The sequence below is a fragment of the Butyrivibrio sp. MC2021 genome (assembly GCF_000621605.1).
In the GTDB taxonomy this organism is placed as follows: Bacteria; Bacillota; Clostridia; order Lachnospirales; family Lachnospiraceae; genus Butyrivibrio.
The window spans coordinates 129,920-150,208 of record NZ_JHXX01000005.1; the positions used below are offsets into that span (position 1 = coordinate 129,920).

General features: G+C 46.3%; 12 protein-coding genes. All 12 read left to right on the forward strand.

Annotated features, from left to right (window positions below):
• Nucleotides 1–9: 9 nt before the first annotated feature.
• The 12 genes from T359_RS0111305 (at nucleotide 10) to T359_RS21640 (ending at nucleotide 20,184) form a co-directional block, all read left to right on the forward strand.
• Nucleotides 10–10,368 (forward strand): pectinesterase family protein, encoded by a 10,359-nt coding sequence (locus tag T359_RS0111305; protein ID WP_026517582.1) that lies wholly within the window; start codon nucleotides 10–12, stop codon nucleotides 10,366–10,368.
• 262 nt (nucleotides 10,369–10,630) lie between these two features.
• Entirely contained in the window at nucleotides 10,631–10,894 is a 264-nt protein-coding gene (locus T359_RS0111310) for an AtpZ/AtpI family protein (RefSeq protein ID WP_242839086.1), read from the forward strand.
• Between the two features lie 65 nt (nucleotides 10,895–10,959).
• Complete coding sequence (locus tag T359_RS0111315; RefSeq protein ID WP_026517584.1) at nucleotides 10,960–11,391, forward strand: ATP synthase subunit I; 432 nt, start codon at nucleotides 10,960–10,962, stop codon at nucleotides 11,389–11,391.
• 10 nt (nucleotides 11,392–11,401) lie between these two features.
• The gene (locus T359_RS0111320; protein ID WP_026517585.1) at nucleotides 11,402–12,172 is read left to right on the forward strand and encodes a F0F1 ATP synthase subunit A; all 771 of its coding nucleotides are present in this window, start codon (nucleotides 11,402–11,404) and stop codon (nucleotides 12,170–12,172) included.
• Nucleotides 12,173–12,281: 109 nt separating this feature from the next.
• Nucleotides 12,282–12,563, forward strand: a complete 282-nt coding sequence (gene atpE / locus T359_RS0111325; RefSeq protein WP_022779223.1) for an ATP synthase F0 subunit C — start codon at nucleotides 12,282–12,284, stop codon at nucleotides 12,561–12,563.
• Between the two features lie 28 nt (nucleotides 12,564–12,591).
• Nucleotides 12,592–13,191 (forward strand): F0F1 ATP synthase subunit B, encoded by a 600-nt coding sequence (gene atpF, locus T359_RS0111330; RefSeq protein WP_081795556.1) that lies wholly within the window; start codon nucleotides 12,592–12,594, stop codon nucleotides 13,189–13,191.
• Between the two features lie 29 nt (nucleotides 13,192–13,220).
• Nucleotides 13,221–13,760 (forward strand): ATP synthase F1 subunit delta, encoded by a 540-nt coding sequence (gene atpH, locus T359_RS0111335; RefSeq protein WP_026517587.1) that lies wholly within the window; start codon nucleotides 13,221–13,223, stop codon nucleotides 13,758–13,760.
• Between the two features lie 28 nt (nucleotides 13,761–13,788).
• The gene (atpA, locus tag T359_RS0111340; protein WP_026517588.1) at nucleotides 13,789–15,312 is read left to right on the forward strand and encodes a F0F1 ATP synthase subunit alpha; all 1,524 of its coding nucleotides are present in this window, start codon (nucleotides 13,789–13,791) and stop codon (nucleotides 15,310–15,312) included.
• A 21-nt stretch (nucleotides 15,313–15,333) separates the two neighbouring features.
• Nucleotides 15,334–16,194: an ATP synthase F1 subunit gamma gene (gene atpG, locus T359_RS0111345; RefSeq protein WP_026517589.1), complete on the forward strand. Its 861-nt coding sequence runs from the start codon at nucleotides 15,334–15,336 to the stop codon at nucleotides 16,192–16,194.
• Between the two features lie 216 nt (nucleotides 16,195–16,410).
• A complete protein-coding gene (gene atpD, locus T359_RS0111350) occupies nucleotides 16,411–17,802 on the forward strand; it encodes a F0F1 ATP synthase subunit beta (RefSeq protein ID WP_026517590.1) in 1,392 nt (463 codons plus the stop codon).
• 26 nt (nucleotides 17,803–17,828) lie between these two features.
• On the forward strand, nucleotides 17,829–18,251 hold the full coding sequence (gene atpC, locus T359_RS0111355; RefSeq protein WP_026517591.1) for an ATP synthase F1 subunit epsilon: 423 nt from the start codon (nucleotides 17,829–17,831) through the stop codon (nucleotides 18,249–18,251).
• Between the two features lie 100 nt (nucleotides 18,252–18,351).
• Entirely contained in the window at nucleotides 18,352–20,184 is a 1,833-nt protein-coding gene (locus T359_RS21640; RefSeq protein ID WP_051545304.1) for a TolB family protein, read from the forward strand.
• The last annotated feature ends 105 nt before the right edge of the window (nucleotides 20,185–20,289 follow it).

The following is a 20,289-nucleotide window of genomic DNA, read 5'->3' on the forward strand; positions in this document are numbered from 1 at the left end:
AGAGAGAAAGTGAGAAAGACAAACATGAAGATGCAGCGACTGCTTGCAACCGTTCTTAGCGCATTCATGATCGTTACGGCTATTCCGACGAACGTGGCATACGCAGCTGAGCAGGATACTGCGCTTACAATGGTCGAGGACGAGCAGCTCCTCGAGGACGTTTTGGAAGACGAAATTCAGGACGTTATGGACGCTCAGGAGACTGAGGAAGAAGTAACAGAGCCTGAAGAGGCGGAGTCCGAAGACGCAGAGGCTTCTGAAGAAGCTTATTATGAAGAAGAGGCTACCTTTGAGGCAGCATATGACGACATGGTAGATTTTACCACTTCTTCAGCTACAGAAGACGGTATCAAGACCACTACAAGCAAGTGGAACTTTGCTACCGAAAAGAATAAGGGACAGAAAACCGCAGCCGGTGACAGCTTAAGCGGAATCATCGTTGGCGGTGGCAGCGGAAGAGTTATTCTCGATGCCAATACTGACCTTAATGTAAAGAATAATACTACAGCAGACACCACAGGTGTTATCTATCTTCCTATCGCAGAGGATACCAACGTAGTGACCATCACTATTGTTCCTCAGGATAAGGATTCTTCAAGATATGTAACTCTCGGTGACTTTGATTCAACTGTTAAACTGGTGGACAATGCTGATGATGCTGAGCACCAGACAGTTACTTTCAAGGCAGATCTTGCTGATTATGTAGTGGACAAGGCCGGTGATGCAGAAGGCCGTTTCATTCCACTTTTTTCCCATGGTAACTTCAAGATCAAGAGCCTTGAGCTTGTTGAGACTGATGCAGTAACCATCGTTGATGTGGCCGGAAAGATCACAGGCGAGGGCGCTGATAAGGTTACAGGTCTTAAGTTCAAGAACCAGGAGACTGAGGAGATCATTACCGCAGCTGTTGCAGAGGGCGCTTATTCAGTAAGCCTTCCCAACGGATTCAAGTATATTGTCAGTGTAGCAGGTACTCTTGAGTACGGTATCGACAGCGCTGAGGGCGGCAATGAGCTTGACCTTACAACCGGCAATGACAAGACCAAGGAAAGAGATTTTGCACTGGTAGCCCAGGATGTTGTTGGTCTCACCGGTACATTCAAGATCAATAAGATCGACAATGCCAATGATGTTAAGGCTGAGGACTTTAAGGTTACTCTTGTTCCTGCCAAGACTTCACTTGACAGCGTTGACCTTATACTTACCAAGGGTGAGGATGATTACAACTATACCTATACAGCAGTAGTTCTTAAGGATGAGGAGTACTCTGTAAAGCTCACAGGTGCCAACGACTATGAGTGCACCGATAAGGTTCAGAAGACAGAGACCGAAGAGGTTAATCTCGAGGCAACAGCCAAGGCTCTTTACAAGGTAAGCCTTGAGGCAGTTACACACAACCTTGTTGCGGTAGACACTGTAACAGCACTTACTGTTAAGAACCTTGATGATGATTATGAGTACAGCTTTGCTGATCTTAAGGGCAGCACCCTTGAGCTCAATCTTCGTGACGGTCTCTATGAGGTAACACAGGTTACTTCCGAGCGTCCTTACGAGCCCTATGAGCACTTCGAAGTAAAGGGTGCAGACGTAAGCGAGAAGATGTATCTCAGAGATATTGCACTTAAGCCTGCCGTAGCTTACAAGGCAGAGATTACAGTCGGCAAAGAAAAAGCTGACTATACAACTATCTATGATGCTCTGGAAGCAATTAAGCTTATGGAGCGCGCTGATGACCAGAGAGTAGCCATCGTTCTTGCAGATGAGTACTATCAGGAGCAGGTAGTTGTTGACGTTCCCAACGTAACACTTAAGAGTGCCCGCACTGAGGGTTCAACCATCAGCTGGTACTACGGACTTGGCGGCGATGCATACTACAGTGCATACCTCAACACTGATATAGACAAGAATCATCTTTTCTATGATGAGGCACATGCTGTTGACCAGTATGATAGCGCAACCATCGGTCAGACTCCCGGTAACTGGGGATCAACCGTCAACCTTAAGAGCACAGCAACAGGCTTTAAGGCTGAGAACATCACATTTGAGAACTCTTTCAACTTCTATATCTCAGAGGCTGAAAAGAATGATATAGCTACATCCGGAAGCCTTCTTGACAGAAAGGCTGAGGGAGCAGATCCTACAACCTACAAGGCTAAAGAGCGTGCTTGTACAATGTACAACCGTGGAGCAAACAATATTGAGTTCTATAATTGTAGCTTCATCAGCAGCCAGGATACCATCTACACAGGTGATAAGGACGAGTATTCTTACTACTACAACTGTGTACTTGAAGGAACCACAGACTTTATCTGCGGTGACGGCAATGCTGTTTTTGACAACTGCCAGCTTGTTCTTGACGGCTTCTCAGACAGAAAGGCAGAGAATCTTGTAATCGTTGCCAGCAAGGGCAGCGCAACCAAGGGATATCTCTTTGACTACTGCAGAATCACTACAGATAAGAGAGAGGGCATCGAGCCGGTTGCTTCCGCATATCTCGGAAGACCTTGGGGAACCACCGACGAGAAAGTAGCATTCATGAACACCGTTATTGAGAAAGAGGGTCTTATCCTTGACAAGGGCTGGACAACAATGAACACAGTTCCTTCTTTCAACAAAGGACTTCATGAGTACAGAACAAGACTTACAGACGGTACTAAGGTAGACCTCACAGGCCGTGTTGCTACCAACATCGGTTCTGACAATCAGGGAACCGCTGATAACTATGAACTTAAGAGTGATGAGGGATACACAAGAGCTGATTATCTCAGCCCTGACTGGACTCCTTCCTACCTCGGCGCAGATTATGCAGATGTAAATGAGCAGCTTCTTCGCTACTTTGCACTTGATGAAGCAGTTATAGCAAATGCTAAGCCTAAGCAGAAGGATGCACTTATCAAGGCTATTGATACTGTTTCTTTCGGACTTCTTGTTGAAGACCAGGCCAAGGTTGACGCCATGGCAACAGCTCTTACCAAGGCTCTTGATGACATCGCAGGCAAGCAGGCAGCAGCTCCTGTAGCCAACTTAAAGAGCGGCTCTTATACCCTGAGCCGTGCTATCACTCTCAGCACAGAGACAGAGGGTGCTGACATTTACTACACAACAGACGGAAGCGATCCTACAGATGAAAGCACACTTTACGAAAGACCTATCATTATCAGCAAGTCAACAACCATCAAGGCTGTTGCTATGGCTGAGGGTTGCGCAAACAGTGAGATCGCAACCTTCGAATATGAGATCGTAGATCCTAACGCAGGACAGGGCGGAACCTTCGTCCTTGATGCACAGGACCTTACAGCTTTCGCAGCAGGTGCCAAGGCAGACGGCGATGCTGAGAAGGCAGGAACAGATGGCTTCTTTAATGTCATCTACAGTGCTAAGTCCAAGGTTGACGCAAGCAACAAGACCTTCGAAGACGGATTTGCATCCGCTCAGAGAATCAACTTTGGCGGTGTAGCATCAACAACCAAGAATGCTATTCAGTTCACAACCAACGGTTCAGCTACCGTTAAGGTATGGTGGGCACAGGGCGGCGACGACAGCCGTCAGATCACAATCCTTGATGCTGAGGGAAATGAAGTTGCTACAACCTCCGGCACATGGACCAAGAATTCACCTTATATTTCAGAGTTCACTCTTGATGAAGCAGGAACCTACTATCTTGGTAACGCTGTAAACAATAACTACATCTTCAAGGTAGAGGCAAATGTTGTTTCATCAGCTACCACAGAGTATGATCTTCAGTCTTCAGACCTTACTGCATTCGCAGCAGGAGCAAAGGCTGACGGTGCCTCCGAGAAGGCAGGAACCGGCGATTACTTTGAGATCCTTTACAGTGCTAAGTCCAAGGTTGACGCAAGCAACAAGACCTGGGAAGACGGATATGCTTCAGCTCAGAGAATCAACTTTGGTGGAACAGCTTCAACATCCATGAACGCTGTTAAATTCACAACATCCGGTGCCGCAACCGTTAAGGTATGGTGGGCAGAGGGTGGCGACGACAGCCGTCAGATGACAATCCTTGGCAGTGACGGAACTGCAGTTGCAACAACTGTTGGCACATGGACCAAGAACTCTGCTTATATTTCAACATTGGAGCTTGCAGATGCAGGAACCTACTACCTGGGAAGCAGCGGCGGAAACAACTATCTGTTCCGTGTAACTGTTGCTGAGTCAGGTTCAGCTGAGAAGCCTGAAAGAGGCGCATGGTCAGATGTTCCCGGCCCTGTTATCAGAGAGATCATTGCCGATGGCACCAAGATCAATCTGACAGTAGAAGCATTTGTAAACTACAACGGTGGTGATTATATTGCCGTTGAAATGAAGGATGAAAAGGATGACGTTGTGGCAACAGCCAAGAGTGCTGAGTCCAACGACAAGCTTGAGAAGAAGGTTTCCTTCGATCTCACAGCTTCAGGAACCTACACCTTTGTTCCTTACCTCTGCCGTGAAGGCGAAGAGGACAAGGTTGGCGCTGAGTCATCACCTACATTCTTTGCACTTCCTCTTGTTAAGCCCAACATCACTGCTGTAACCAACAAGGGTACAGACAAGGCAGGCAAGGCTAAACTTGAGGTTACATGGACCAAGGTTAACGAAGCTAAGACTTATGACGTTGAGATAGTTACAGTTTCCGGTGAGGAAGAAAAGATCGTTGCATCCGCTAAGGGACTTACCCAGCGTGAGGCAGTTCTTGAGGGACTTACCGTAGGAGAGACTGTAACAGTTAAGGTATATGCAGTAAGAGATAAAGAGAGATCCGATGCTGCAACCAAGGAAGTTACAGTAACAGGCGCTAACGACAGAACCTGGAGCTTTGCAAGCTACGGAAGCAATGCATCCACAGGAGACAAGGCAACAGTTAATGCTGACGGAAGCGTTTCAATCGACACACCAAGCTCAACCAAGATCGTTCCCGGAAGTACAGACGGACTTGGATACTACTACACCAAGATCGATCCTGCAGACAACTTCACTTATACTGCTAAGCTCAAAGTTGAGAAGTGGCCATATGACAACGGTCAGGAAGGCTTCGGTCTCATGGTTGCCGATGCAGTAGGCGAGCATGGAGCAAATGTTGCATTCTGGAACAACTCTTACCAGGCAGCAGCTACTCAGATCCAGTACACCTGGGATCCTGCGATCAAGGATGCTGAGGGCAATTATGTGGGCGGTGTCGTTAAGAACACCTCAGACAATGAGAACTATTTCCAGGAGAAGATGAGACTTGGTCTTGGCTGGATCGCAAGAGACGGCGTAACCTTCGATCAGAAGAACAAGGCAGAAAGCGGCCAGATCACAACTCCTGAGGGATTCACAACAGAGTCAGGAACCTTTGAGACTACAGTTGCAAGCACAGTACAGGCTCAGCTTCCCGGAATCACCAAGGACAGCACAGCTGAAGAAGTAAGAAGTGCTTTCAAGAATTTTGCAATTGAAACAATTGGTAACGCAAATGCAGTTCCTTACGGACAGCTCAATATCATTGATCCTTCCAAGGCTGCAAAGGCAGTTAATGAGACTGTTAAAAAGATCGGCGAAGTAGAAGTTACACCTATCAGCGAGATCAGATATCAGATCCAGAGAAACAACACCGGTTATGTACTTCGTTATCTCTCAACCGATGCAATCGGAACAGAGGAAGAGATCGAGGTAGTTTACGACAAGAATGCTTCAGGAAAGCGCATCTCCTATGTCGGAACATACAACGGACAGAATGTAGTAGCAGTTGACGGCAAGGTTTATGCAGTTCTCAGCCAGAAGGTTATCTATGACGAGAACAGAACAAACCTTACACAGATCGACAAGAAGAACATCTATGTCGGTGTATTCAGTGCTCGTAAGTCAGCAGTGACAGAGCTTGAGTATACTCTTGAGACAGTTGATCCTGACAGCGATTATCCTGCTGAGGAGCGTGCTATGGAACCTGTAGCCCTCACAACAGAGGTTATGTCAGCATCAAGTGCAAACTCAGCTAATTACGACTTTATCCTTAATGCTAACGCAGACGGTAAGCTCACAGTTACCTGTGGCAACAAGATCGCAGTTCAGGAAATGGACGTAAAGGCTGGTAAGTGGGCAACAGTTGGAACTAACCTCAAGGTTGGCGACAACAAGATCAGCTATGTATTTACTCCTGCAGCCGGATATAAGCCCGGTGAGTATCAGTATCTTGTAATTAACAGCGCTGATCCTGAGGCAAAGAGCGTTTCAGGTGAATTCACAGTTAAGTACAAGACCTTTGCCGGAGATATTATCTATGTAGCACCCGGAGCAAAGGGAGAAGGTACTGTTGAGTCTCCTGCATCAATTTACGACGCAGTAAGCTTTGCAGCTCCCGGCCAGACAATCTACCTGGCAGGCGGCACATACAACCTGGGAAGAGATAACGACGGAAGCGACAAGAACATCCGCATCAACAGAGGTACAGACGGAACTGCTGCAGATTATATCACCATGGAGACAAACCCTGAGGATGTAGCAGCAGGAAACAGAGCGGTTCTTAGCTTTGCAGGCGCAACAGGTTCAGGCAGTGCATTTGTTCTTTCAGGTAACTACTGGTTCCTTAAGAACTTCGATGTTACAGCTTCCAAGAACGGTGAGAAGGGTATCCTTGTCGCCGGTAAGCATAACATCGTAGATCGTGTTAATACATACAAGAACGGTAATACAGGTCTTGAGATCGCCCGTGACGGTAACGTTGGACGTGACCTGTGGCCTTCAGACAACCTTATCCTCAACTGTACTTCATACCTCAACTATGATGCAGGTTTCGAGGATGCGGACGGATTTGCAGCTAAGATCACCTGCGGCGAAGGCAACGTATTCGTAGGCTGCGTATCAGCATACAACGCTGATGACGGTTGGGATCTTTTTGCAAAGGTTCAGACAGGAAGCATCGGAACAGTAACCCTTGACGGATGTGTCACATACAAGAACGGATACCTCCTTGGTTACAGAAACGGCGCTGATTATGAAGTATTTGAGAGCCCTGAGCTTTCAGTTAACCACAAGGATGCTGCCAAGGCAGTAGAGTTCGAAGCCGGTAACGGTAACGGATTCAAGCTGGGCGGCGACGGCATGAGCGGATACCATGTACTGAGAAATTCCTATGCATTCTACAACAAGGCAAACGGTATCGACTCCAACAGCTGTCCTGATATTCAGGTATTTAACAGTACCTCTTATGCAAACGGAACAAACCTTACACTTAACAACTATGCTAAGTCAGTTAATTCCGATTACACAGTAAAGGGACTCCTTTCAATCGGTGACAAGAAGACAGCCAAGGACAGCATCAGCATGCTTGGCGCTCAGATCAGATCAAAGATTTACAATGAGAACAACTTCTTCTGGAATGGAAATGAGTCTGTAAATGCAGTTGATTCTTCACTTAAGGCAACAGACAAGATCTTCGTAAGCACAGATATGAAGGATCTGGGTGTTGATACTGCAAACAGCAAGTTCGTAAACAGAAATGAAGCCGGTTTCATCGACTTCAACGGATTCTTACAGGTTCGCAGCTCAGAGGACGTTGAGGATCCCGATCTTAAGGCACTTCTTATGTTCATCGAGGACAGAGAGATCGGTGCAACAGCAAATGGTAAAGACGTTGCCGAAACAGTAGAGTTTACTGTATTCGCAAAAGAAGTTAAGACCCTTGCAGACGTTGAGGCTAAGGCATTGAACGGTGCTAAGCTTCCTGAGGGTTATGACTGGGTAAACAAAGATCAGGCTACAGCTCCTTACAACGGAACAACAGCTTCCTTTGATATCATCTCAAAGGCTGGTCAGCTTGATACAGCAGTTGTTAACTTTGTTGAGGTTAAAGGTGTAACACTTATTTCCGACGATGCTGAGACAGGTCTCTTCGGAGATATTGATGACAAGCAGGAAGTAACTGTTTCAGCAATTCCTGTATTAAGTCCTATGGTTGAACTTGAATCTGTAGACAAGCTCTTCACCTTCAGCTTTGCTGATAAGAACAAGATGGGACTTAAGGAAAATGCAACAGGCAGCATGATCACACTTTCAAGACAGGCTACATCCAAGGATGGTCTTGCAAGCTATGTTGTAACCATGAAGTATACTGTTGGCGGCAAGAAGTTCACAGCAACAAGTGATCCTCTTACATTTGCCACAAGAGCAAATTCCTTCCACTTTGAATTTAATGTAGAAGGCGCAACACTTGATGAGGATGGCACTATCGTTGTTGAGAAGGCCGGAGATCTCTTCAAGCTCAATGGACTTAAGGTAGTAGGCGTAGGCTACAACGAGTCAGTTAAGGTTTCTGTAGCTGACACCAAGGTTGTTAAGTATTCCGCAGGCGTATTCAGAGCAGTTGCCAACGGAACAACAGGTATCAACCTCACAGCATTTACTGACAGCACAGTTAAGACAACAGTTAAGGTCAAGGTAAAAGGACCTAAGTTTGATATCAACGTAAGCGAGCTTACAATTGATAAGGCTAAGAACGACACAGTATCATTTGTTGTTTCACAGCTTGAGGACACAGCACTTTCAGAGGTTACTGTATCCAAGGTATTCAAGGGATCCAAGGAAATGAAGGATCTCAAGGACATCTTCGAAGTAACCGAGGTTACCGGCGGTGTTTACGCAATCGGCGTTAAGGCTGATACAGACAAGGACGGCAAGGAAACAACAAACGCACCTAAGATTGCCAACGGCAGCTACAAGGTAGTGCTTACCAGCGGCGAAGATGAGATCGGACCTCTTTCTGTTAAGATCACAGAGAGCAAGCCTTCTGTAACACTTAAGCAGACCAAGAAGGTAAATCTCTTCTACAAGGCAGGCAGCAGCAAGAACTCAGGTGCACTTACAGCAGTATCCAAGGATGCTTCAGCTAAGCTTACAGCTTCAGCAGGTGACTTTGTTCTTTCTTCAAACGGCAGTGATTATCAGATCATCATGACAAATGCTGCACAGAAGAGATTCAACAGCGGAGAGAAGCTTAACAAGAAGCTCACAGTAACAGTAAGCTTTGCAGGATACAAGAAGGCCTATGACAAGACAGTCAAGTTCACTGTTAAGACAGAGACCAAGGCTCCTAAGTATCAGATCGAGCTTGATAACAGCACACTTTACTCACAGCTTGGAATCAAGGACACTGAGTTCAGAGTTCTCAACAAGACAACCGGTGAGTATTTGACAGATGCAGCAGTAACACTTGCAACCTCCAAGAAGTCCTATGTAAAGGCTAACGCAAGCTTCACATTGGATGAGAACAATGGAGTTTACACACTTACAACCACCAAGAGCGGCACAGCCAAGATCAGCGTTGTTGATCCTGATTTTGCAAAGGATCCTAAGACAGCATATGCAACAGACAGAGAAGTTGTTGTTGATGCAAAACTTACACTCAATGACAAGAAGCCTGTTGTTAAGATCGGCAAGGCAAGCCTCAACAGTGATGAGTATATTGCAGAAATAAGCCGCGCAGAGGCACCTGTAACCGTTAAGAATGCATTGGATTACACCATCAGAAATCTTGAGCTTACAGGAAAGAACAAGAAGGCAAATGACATTCTTGCATTCCTTGATTACAGCTTTGAGAAGAATGCACTTGGTCAGCCTGTTATCGTAGTTTCCTTCAAGGATTCAGACACCATGACTGTTGATGAAGCTGTCAGCAAGGGCATTATCAAGAAGGGAAGCTACAGCTTCACAGCAAGCTATGCGATCAACAAGATCCAGGGTATGACTTCAAGCTTTACTCTTAAAGTTACAGCAGGAGCCAAGGCTACCGGCAAGGTAAAGGGAAGCATCAATCTCATTGACCGCACCAATACCTATGTAACAGTTACACCTGTTCTTAAGAACGTAAATGCAGAAGTAGTAGGCATGGAGTTCTACGGAAATTCAGATCTCTTTGAGATCAAGTGGGATTCAGCTGCAGGCGTTGCAAAGGTTTACGCAAAGGCTGACGAGGATTACCGCGCAGGCAGCAAGTACAAAGTAGTCCCTGTATTCAGGATCGCTACAGCTCTTGGCGAATCATTCGTTGATGCTAAGCCTGTAAGCATCACTGTTAAGCAGACAACTGTTAAGCTTTCCAAGTTTACAGCAGTTGAGGTTAAGCTCTCTGACATGAGCACAGAGGGAATGACTGTTACAAAGGTTACAGCACCTAAGGGCGCAGCAATCTTTGCTCTGAACCAGCTGGATCAGAAGGATAAGTTTAACGTAAGCTATGATGTAAAGAGCGGAAACCTCTTCGTAGCAATTGCAGATCCCGGAGCCATCAAGGCAGGATCAAGCTACAATGTCAAGCTTGCAGTTATTCCTGAGGGAAATGGCGTTGCAGCTAAGAGCCAGACCATCACTCTCAAGGTGAAAGTAGCTAGATAATAGCCGAAATTTTGATAAAAGTTTTATAAAAACAAGGCCGGAGATCGCACGGGCACAGAGTCTGCGTGGTTTCCGGCTTTTTTATACGAAATCATGAAAAAGCCACAAATTGTCTAACATTTATTGCTGAATCAGGGGAAAAAGTGTATTATTAATTTGTTATACTATCATTAGTATGCGCATATTTTGGCTTTGTTTCACGATTTTTCGATAAGCCATAAAAGAAAGGAGAGTGGCAGGACTTAACATGGATATGAAAGGGATGTCAAAACTTGTAGGTCAGTTCGCGATGGTAGGCCAGCTGGGCCTGTCGCTTATTATGCCGCTTCTCATGTGTCTGTTTGTCTGTTATCTGCTTACCACCAAGGCATCTGCGCCGGCGTGGGTTTACATACCGGGCTTTATCATGGGCCTGGGATCATCTTGGATGACCGCCTACAAGGTGTACTTATCAGTCACCAAAAAGGAAGAAAAGAAAAAGATTAAACGCGGAAAGGATGAAGTGTACTTCAGCAGGCATATCTGATGCCTGATCCGTAGTTTAAATAGCGGTCTTCATCAAAAATATTTCGGGGAGAAGAGTTAAATAGTATGAAATTACAGGATGCTGTAAAGAAGGAAACGGGGAATATTGCGCTGGGCACAGGAGTCTGCGTGATAATAATGCTTTTAGTGTTTTTTGTTTTGCACATGGTTATTCCGGAGAACTGGACACCATTTAATTATAATATTCCATTTAATTACACTGTGATCCTGGGAGCCATTGGAGGCTTTCTGGTTGCGGTGGGTAACTTTTTCTGGATGGCTGTTACTGTGCAAAAGGTGGCATCCATGGATGATGAGAAGATGGCAAGGGCCAGAATGGGCGTCAGCTACAGGAACCGCATTCTTCTCCAGCTTCTATGGGGGATACTGGCTATTGTTTTACCGGTATTCAACGCAGCGGCGGGAATAATTCCGCTGTTTTTTCCAAGTTTATACATAAAACTACGCGGAATCGTTTCTGCGGGGAAAGGAGGTTGAAGGCGAAAGCATGAGTAATGGTTTCGAAGTTGATTACGCCAAGGTCTATTTTACCATCAAGACTGGCATTCCTGTCCTGGGAGACATCAAGATAACCCAGACACTGATTGTTAGCTGGATCGTGATGATCATTCTCACGGGGTTATGCATTTTCTTAACCCGGAACCTGAAGGTAGAAAACATTTCGAAAAGGCAGGCTTTTGCAGAAATGCTGGTTGAAACGGGCAACAATTTTGTCCGCAACAACACAGGAGGTAATAAGTTTGATAAGCTGATACCTTTCGTATCTGCTCTCTTTGCCACGAGCGTTATATCAAATCTTATTAGCCTTATCGGACTTCGAAGTCCGACAGCTGACCTATCAACAGAAGCAGCCTGGGCAGTTGTGGTATTCGTAATGATCACATCTACCAAGATCAAGACCAACGGATTTGGCGGATATTTGAAGGGATTCACGACTCCAATTGCAGTTATGACCCCGTTTAATATTCTGTCAGAGTTGGCAACGCCTGTTAGTATGGCTTGCCGTCACTTTGGAAATATCCTTTCCGGAGTAGTAATCGACGGCCTTATCTACTGGGCACTTGGACTTGCATCTGCAGCACTCCTTAAGCTTATACCCGGAGCTGTAGGCGCATTCCTTTCAAACATCCCTATTCTGGGATTGGGAATTCCTGCTGTGACCGGTGTCTATTTTGACTGGTTCTCAGGATGTATGCAGGCATTCATTTTCTGTATGCTGACAGTAATGTACATTGCTAATGCAGCAGAAGAGGGGTGATATAGGGATTCAAAGTTTTTTAGCAATCCGGATATCACGCCTAAAAGTAAAATTCATCAAAAATTGAATAACAAAAAAACACATAAAAATCATTTTAGGAGGCAAAATTATGGGTGATTTTCAGTTACTGGCTAGAGGTATTGCACTTGCAGGATGTGGTATAGGTGCAGGATGTGCACTTATCGCAGGTATCGGACCTGGTATTGGTGAAGGAACTGCCGTTTCTAAGGCTCTTGAAGCTATCGGACGTCAGCCTGAATGTAAGGGCGACGTAACAGGTACCATGCTTCTTGGTTGTGCGGTTGCTGAGACAACCGGTATCTATGGTTTCGTTACCGGTCTTCTTCTTATTTTCGTTGCACCCGGAATGTTTATGAACTACTTACAGTAATCAAATATTCTAAGGAGGTGCTGCTTCTATGAACGAGAAGAACAAAGCCGGAAAATCCTTATGGCTTTTCATTGCGCTTCTTGCCCTGTTTGTAGCAGTCCTGTTTTATACAGGTTATACCAAATCCGTGACAGAAGATCAGGATCTGGTTACATTGGTACCCTGGACCTTTATCATTCAGATCTGTAACCTGTTTTTACAGGTTTATCTGATCAAGAAATTTCTCTTCAAGCCTATCAACGACATTTTGCAGAAGAGACAGGATCTTGCGGATAAAGAGATTCGAGAGGCAAGAGAGGCTAAGACAGAAGCCGATTCCTTAAAAGAACAGTATGAGAGCAGCCTTACAAATGCTCATGCCGAAGCTGCACAGATCGTATCCGACGCCCAGAGAGAGGCCCAGAACAAGGCAGACACTCTGGTTCGCGATGCGCAGGAAGAAGTAGCCGGCATCAAGGCAAGGGCCGCAGCTGATATCGAACAGGAAAAGAAAAAGGCTATCAACGAAGCCAAGGATGAGATCAGCTCCCTGGCAATGGATATTGCAGGAAAAGTTGTTGAGAAAGAGATCAACGAAGCTGATCATAAGAAACTTATCGAAGACTTCATAAGCAAAGTCGGAGCATAAGGATTTTTCGTAGAAAAGGAGTAAGGAAAATGAGTAAAGCTGGAGATCTTTATGGGCAGAGCCTGTATGATCTGGCAGCGGAAGAGAACCTTACGGAGAAAATACTGGGCGAAATGGAGACGGTGAGAGGGATCCTCAGAGAGAACCCCGATTACATCACCCTCCTGTCGGAGCCTTCAGTCCCAAAGAATGAGAGGTTATCCCTTGTGGATCAGGCCTTTGACGGCAGCCTCGAAGCTTACCATCTGAACTTCATCAAGATTCTTATAGAAAAAGGACTGCTTCGTGAGTACTCAGCGTGTTATAAGAGATTCAGAAAATCTTATAATGAGGCTCACGGGATAGCGGATGCACTGGTTACAGCAGCGGTTAAGCTGTCAGATGCTCAGCTGTCGCAGCTTAGAGAGAAACTTGAAAAGATCAGCGGTAAGAAGGTTCTGCTAGAGCAGAAGACAGATCCTGATATCCTTGGAGGTGTCAGAGTAGATCTTGAGGGACAGCTCTTTGACGGATCAGTCAAAGGAAGGTTATCCGAGCTTCGCAGAAAAGTTGATGACATAGTCATCTAATCTTTCAACTATTACATCGGAGGATGATATGGAACTAAAACCAGAAAAAATATCCGAGGTCATTCGAAGCCAGATAAAGAATTATCAGAATGCAATCATCCAGAATGAGACCGGTACAGTGCTTACCGTTGGTGATGGTATCGCCAGAGTAAGCGGACTTTTGAACTGTATGTCCGGTGAGCTTCTGGAGTTCGAGAACGGTACATTCGGAATGGCCCAGAACCTCGAGGAAACAGTAGTATCTGCGGTTTTGTTCGGCGAGGATGTCGGAATCAGCGAAGGACAGACCGTTAAGCGTACAGGAAGAGTTGTATCTGTTCCTGTAGGCGAGAAGATGATTGGCCGTGTTGTTAACGCTATCGGACAGCCCATTGACGGACAGGGCCCCATCGAATCATCAGAATTCAGACCGGTTGAGTCACCTGCTCCCGGAATCATCGCAAGACAGCCCGTTAAGGAGCCTCTCCAGACAGGTATCAAGGCTATCGACTCCATGATCCCTATCGGAAGAGGACAGCGTGAGCTTATCATCGGTGACAGACAGACAGGTAAGACCACAATCGCTATAGATACCATTCTTAACCAGAAGGGAAAAGATGTTATCTGTATTTATGTAGCTATAGGACAGAAGCGTTCTACAGTTACTTCACTGGTAGAAGACCTGAAAAAGGGCGGCGCCATGGACTACACCATCGTAGTTGCCGCTACAGCTTCAGAGCCCTCACCTCTGCAGTACATCTCTCCATACACAGGCTGTGCTATGGGTGAGTACTTCATGAACAAGGGCAAACACGTGCTTTGCATCTATGATGACCTTTCAAAGCACGCTGTAGCATACCGTGCACTTTCCCTTCTGATCAGAAGACCACCGGGACGTGAAGCTTATCCCGGAGACGTTTTCTACTTACATTCAAGACTTTTGGAAAGAGCAGCCAAGCTCTCTGATGAGAACGGAGGAGGTTCACTTACAGCCCTTCCTATCATCGAGACCCAGGCCGGAGACGTTTCAGCATACATTCCTACCAACGTTATCTCCATCACAGATGGTCAGATATTCCTTGAGACAGAGCTTTTCCACTCAGGAATCATGCCGGCGGTTAACCCCGGTATCTCAGTATCCCGAGTAGGTGGTAACGCTCAGATCAAGGCCATGAAGAAGGTTGCCGGAACTCTGAAGCTTGTTTATTCACAGTATCGTGAGCTGCAGTCCTTCGCACAGTTCGGTTCAGATCTTGATGAAGATACCAAGAACCGTCTTGCACAGGGTGAAAGAATCGTTGAGGTTCTTAAGCAGGACAAGAACCAGCCCGTTGCTGTAGAGAAGCAGGTTGCTATCCTCTATGCCGTAGTCAATAACATCCTGATGAAGGTAGAAGCTACCGACGTAGCTGAATACGAAGCAGGACTTTATGACTTCCTTGATGCAGATCCTTCCGGAATCGCAGCCATGCAAGGCATCCGTGAGACAGGAAAGCTCGAGGGTGATACAGAGACTAAGTTAAAAGAGGCACTGGACGCTTATACAGATAAGTTCCTTAAGCAGAAGGGCTGATTACGATAGGAGGAAAAAATAATGGCTGGATCAATGAAAGCTGTTAAACTCCGAATCAAGAGCGTTCAGAGCACAATGCAGATCACGAAGGCCATGCAGCTGGTGGCTGCATCCAAACTTCGTAAGGCAAAGGAAAGAGCCGATGCCTCCAAGCCCTATCTGGAGACCATGCTTGGAACCCTGACAGATATAGCCAATTCCAACTCGGATTTCCGCTCCCCTTACACAAAGGCAGGAGCCAACGAGAAATGGCTGTACGTAGTAATTGCCGGAGACAGAGGTCTTGCGGGCGGTTACAACTCCAATCTGTTTAAGTTCATGGAGCAGGAGACCAAGGGCAGAGATGACGTAACGGTTCTTCCCATTGGAAAAAAATCTGTGGAATACTTCAAGCACAGAAACGTACCTCTTTTCACAGAGGAGTACGCGGAGGTTGCCAAGATAACCGTTTCAGATTGCTTCCAGATTGCCAAGATTGTCTGCGATGCATACTGTTCGGGAGAGTTCGGACATATTCATATCTGCTATACGAACTTTATTTCCATGCTTTCCCAGGTTCCCACAGCTTCATCACTGCTTCCTTTATCCGATCTTAGGACAACGGGTAAGGAGTCAGACGGTAAGCCAAGAGAACTGATTCTGTACGAGCCCGATTCAGAGACAGTGTTCAATGCAATTGTTCCGGAGTACTTGGCGGGAATCCTTTATTCCAGTATCAACATATCCTATGCCAGTGAGCTTGCTGCCCGTAGAACAGCTATGGAAGCAGCCACCGACAACGCAGAGGAAATGATCGATACCTTGAGTCTGTACTACAACAGAGCCCGTCAGGCAAGCATTACGCAGGAGATCACAGAAATTGTGGCCGGTGCTGAAAGCTGAGAACCGGGCGAAGTTTTTTTTGAGCCCAGGTACGAAGCTTGTTCTGTCGAGCACGAAGTGCGAGAGCAGAACTTCCTTGCGAGAGCAGAACTTCCTTGCGAGAGCAGAACTTCCTTGCGAGAGCAGAACTTCCTTGCGAGAGCAGAACTTCCTTGCGAGAACAGAACTTCCTTGTGAAAATGCTTGAAATACATAACAATATTAAGGAGTTTAATAATGAGTGAAAATCATATTGGAAAGGTAATACAGGTTACAGGCCCTGTACTTGACATCCGCTTTAAAGAGGGTGAGCTTCCGGATCTTCACAATGCTATAGAGATCATGATCGGTGACCGCAGACTTATAGCTGAGGTTGCTCAGCAGGTAGGTGACGATGTAGTTCGCTGCGTTGCCATGAGTTCCACTGACGGTCTTGTTCGTGGTGTAGATGCTAAGGATACAGGAAGCCCAATCACTGTGCCGGTTGGTGACAAGTGTCTGGGAAGAATTTTCAACCTTCTTGGAGAGCCTGTAGACAATGAGCCTGCTCCAGAAGGGGTAGAGAGATGGGCAATCCATCGTCCCGCACCTTCCTTTGAAGATCAGGTTCCTGCTACAGAGATCTTTGAGACAGGTATTAAGGTCGTTGACCTTATCTGCCCTTATGCCAAGGGTGGTAAGATCGGTCTGTTCGGCGGTGCCGGCGTAGGTAAGACCGTACTTATCATGGAGCTTATCAATAACGTAGCTAAGGCCCACGGCGGTATTTCAGTATTCACCGGCGTTGGAGAGCGAACCCGTGAAGGAAACGACCTTTACGGCGAAATGAAGGAAAGTGGAGTTATTGACAAGACCGCTCTGGTTTACGGTCAGATGAACGAGCCCCCCGGGGCTAGAATGAGAGTAGGTCTTTCAGGACTTACCATGGCTGAATATTTCCGTGATGTTAAGAATCAGGACGTGCTTCTTTTCATCGATAACATTTTCCGTTTCACACAGGCTGGTTCAGAGGTTTCAGCGCTTCTGGGACGTATGCCTTCAGCCGTAGGTTATCAGCCTACACTGGCTACTGAAATGGGTGCTCTTCAGGAGCGTATCACATCAACCAAGAAGGGTTCCATCACATCGGTTCAGGCCGTATACGTACCTGCCGATGACCTTACAGACCCTGCTCCTGCTACAACCTTCACTCACCTGGATGCTACCACCGTTCTTTCCAGAGATATCGCATCAAAGGGTATTTATCCTGCGGTTGATCCTCTTGATTCAACCAGCCGTATCCTTTCTCCCGATATCGTAGGAAAAGAGCATTACGAAGTAGCAAAGGGAGTTCAGCAGGTGCTTCAGAGATATCGTGAACTTCAGGATATCATCGCCATCATGGGTATGGACGAGCTTTCTGAAGAGGATAAGCTCACCGTTTACAGAGCTCGTAAGGTTCAGAACTTCCTGTCACAGAGCTTCTCAGTTGCTGAGCAGTTCACAGGTCTTCCCGGAAAGTATGTGCCTCTCAAGGAGACCATCCGCGGCTTTAAGATGATCTTAAACGGCGAGTGCGACGATCTTCCTGAGTCAGCATTCCTTCTTGTTGGAACCATTGACGAAGTATTTGAGAAGGCTAAGAAGTAACGCCGGATCACGAAACGAGGAATAATATGGCAACTTATCATTTAGAGATCGTCTCCATGGACGGCTTGGATTTTGATGGAGAAGTGGAGAAGCTGCTTCTGCGTACAATAGACGGAGATGTTGAGATACTTGCCCGTCACACCGACTACTGTACCGCCATCGGAATGGGCACAGCCAGAGTCACCATGGCAGACGGCAAAGAGAGAAAAGCAGCCTGTATCGGCGGAATGCTTTCAGTCATGAAGGGCCAGGTCAAGGTTTTCCCCACCACTTGGGAGTGGTCTGAGGAAATTGACGTAGAGAGAGCCAAAGAGGCCAAGGCAAGGGCCGAGGAGAGACTGAAGGATCAGATGCTGGACAAGGAAGCTCGCGTAAGAGCAGAAGCCAAGCTGTATAGAGCTCTTGTAAGAATCGGTTCCTCCGAACATGGTAAGGATCATCACAATTAAATCTATTATTATAGCCACCGGAGTCACTACCGGTGGCTATATTTAATGGCGGGATGGTGATAGAATTAACTCAGGTCTTGCTGTTAAGAGAGGATAAAACATGTTTTGTTCAAAATGCGGATGTGAAATTAAAGAGGGTGATAAGTTCTGCGGAAACTGCGGTGTACCTGCGCCAAACATTGTGAATTCCGGAAATCAGCCGGTAAATCCAATGCAGAATCAGCCCGTTAATCCTATACAGAATCAGCCTGTTAATCAATATTACAGGCAGCAGCCGGCTCCGGCGCCCAATAATAATAAACGTACCTTGATCGTGGTTTTGATCATTGCGGCGGTGCTTGTTATGTTGATCAGCTTTGTCTCTGCCGCCTGGAAGCTCTATAAACGCACCAGGGAGATCGTGGATCCCCTTCGCTCGTTGTATGAGGAGTATGAGGATTTATTCGAAGACTATGAAAACTACTCCTACGATTATGATGATGACGATGATTACGACTACGACTATGATGAGGAGGAAGCAGAGGACGAAGAGAAAAAAGAGATAGAGTACGTCCATGTGGATGCTCCCAAGTACGAGGGTGATCATAACTATTTCACCGGAGAAAAATGGATCGTGGCCATCGAAGACTTAATTGTAAATTCAGAGGGCAAGTCCAATGACAAGCTTTTCGGTCAGGACTGCGATATGGCCACCAACAGAAGCTTCACCCAGGGCATGGCTCTTTCCGATGAAGGCAAATTCTACTACATCAATTCCGATACTGCTGCGGCAGAGTTCGCTCCGGGAGCCAAGTGTGCGGAGCTGGCCCTGGACGGCGGCGAGATGTTCTATCTTATCCCGACGGGCGAAGCCCTGGGAAAGAATAAAGATGTCAATGTGGGAAGCCTTTACCTCTTTGATACATCCACCGGCCTTAGCCAGAAGGTGGCTGACAATGTGGAAGAGCTGTCACCGGTTATCTCTCCCGACGGACAGACAATTGCTTACACCAGATTCACGGATTCCAAGAACATGGTCCTTTGCATAGCAGGCCCCGACAAGGAGGAGAAGCAGCTGGAAAAAGGCTACCTGAGGGCATGTTCCGTAAATAATGACGGCAATCTTTTTTACACCAACAGCGATCAGACCGAGATTTACAGATACATTGACGGCAAGTCAAAGAAGGTCCTTACCTGCGAAGAGTTCAACAACTATTTCGTGGACGGTGATCTGGATGAGATCCTTGTGAGCTGCAAAGACGGCGCTTACTACTGCGACTTTGAGATGGATGAAGCAGCCAAGGTCTACGATGGAACCTATGTGACCAACATGCACACCGAGGCTATCCACCAGGCCTACGGCCAGTTCTGGGCAACAGTTCTGGATGTAAAATCACTTAAGGATCTGTTCTTCATATCAAGAAAAGGCGACGTGTTCATCGTAAACTCCGACGGCAAAGGCGCAGCGGTCCTTGATTACAACTACGATCAGGTCAATAACATTTTGTTTGATGCCTCAAGCAGGAAGCTTCTTTACGGCTTTAAGGGAGTTGTGTACGAGTCCAAAGTCACCGATGAAGGCATCGAGAACGAAGTTTTATATGATGCTGATTATGTCGAAATGTTCTATGCAAGCTATGATTTCAAGAACATCTGGCTCTGGATCGAGGATGACATCTACTACCTGAATGACGGTGAATTGGAGTGCGTGGTTCCCGATTACTATTATGATGAAGAGGACTACGGTCTTATCTTCACCTGGAACATCGAGGATAACAAGCTCTATTTTGTGGAAGACGGCAGGCTCTACAGCGTATACAACACCGAGAGTTCCACCGAGAGAGTCTCCGATGACTGTGTCACACTGGCCAAGTACTATGGCAAACTGGCATATTCCGATTCAACCGGTTCCATATTCGTTTATATCGATGGAGAATTTGTAGAAGTATATTGATTTGATCAACTAACTAGTGGCGGCAGTATTCATGCTGGTAACAGGATTTTGTTAACAAAAAATTCGAAATTAAAAAGGGTATATTTTGTCCAATTTATGGTATTA

Coding starts and splice junctions, on each gene's coding strand:
- atpE (WP_022779223.1), top strand. CDS start 12,282: ATGGGTGATTTTCAGTTACTGGCTAGAGGTATTGCACTTGCAGGATGT.
- atpF (WP_081795556.1), top strand. CDS start 12,592: ATGAACGAGAAGAACAAAGCCGGAAAATCCTTATGGCTTTTCATTGCG.
- T359_RS0111310 (WP_242839086.1), top strand. CDS start 10,631: ATGTCAAAACTTGTAGGTCAGTTCGCGATGGTAGGCCAGCTGGGCCTG.
- T359_RS0111315 (WP_026517584.1), top strand. CDS start 10,960: ATGAAATTACAGGATGCTGTAAAGAAGGAAACGGGGAATATTGCGCTG.
- atpH (WP_026517587.1), top strand. CDS start 13,221: ATGAGTAAAGCTGGAGATCTTTATGGGCAGAGCCTGTATGATCTGGCA.
- T359_RS0111320 (WP_026517585.1), top strand. CDS start 11,402: ATGAGTAATGGTTTCGAAGTTGATTACGCCAAGGTCTATTTTACCATC.
- T359_RS21640 (WP_051545304.1), top strand. CDS start 18,352: ATGTTTTGTTCAAAATGCGGATGTGAAATTAAAGAGGGTGATAAGTTC.
- atpC (WP_026517591.1), top strand. CDS start 17,829: ATGGCAACTTATCATTTAGAGATCGTCTCCATGGACGGCTTGGATTTT.
- atpD (WP_026517590.1), top strand. CDS start 16,411: ATGAGTGAAAATCATATTGGAAAGGTAATACAGGTTACAGGCCCTGTA.
- atpG (WP_026517589.1), top strand. CDS start 15,334: ATGGCTGGATCAATGAAAGCTGTTAAACTCCGAATCAAGAGCGTTCAG.
- atpA (WP_026517588.1), top strand. CDS start 13,789: ATGGAACTAAAACCAGAAAAAATATCCGAGGTCATTCGAAGCCAGATA.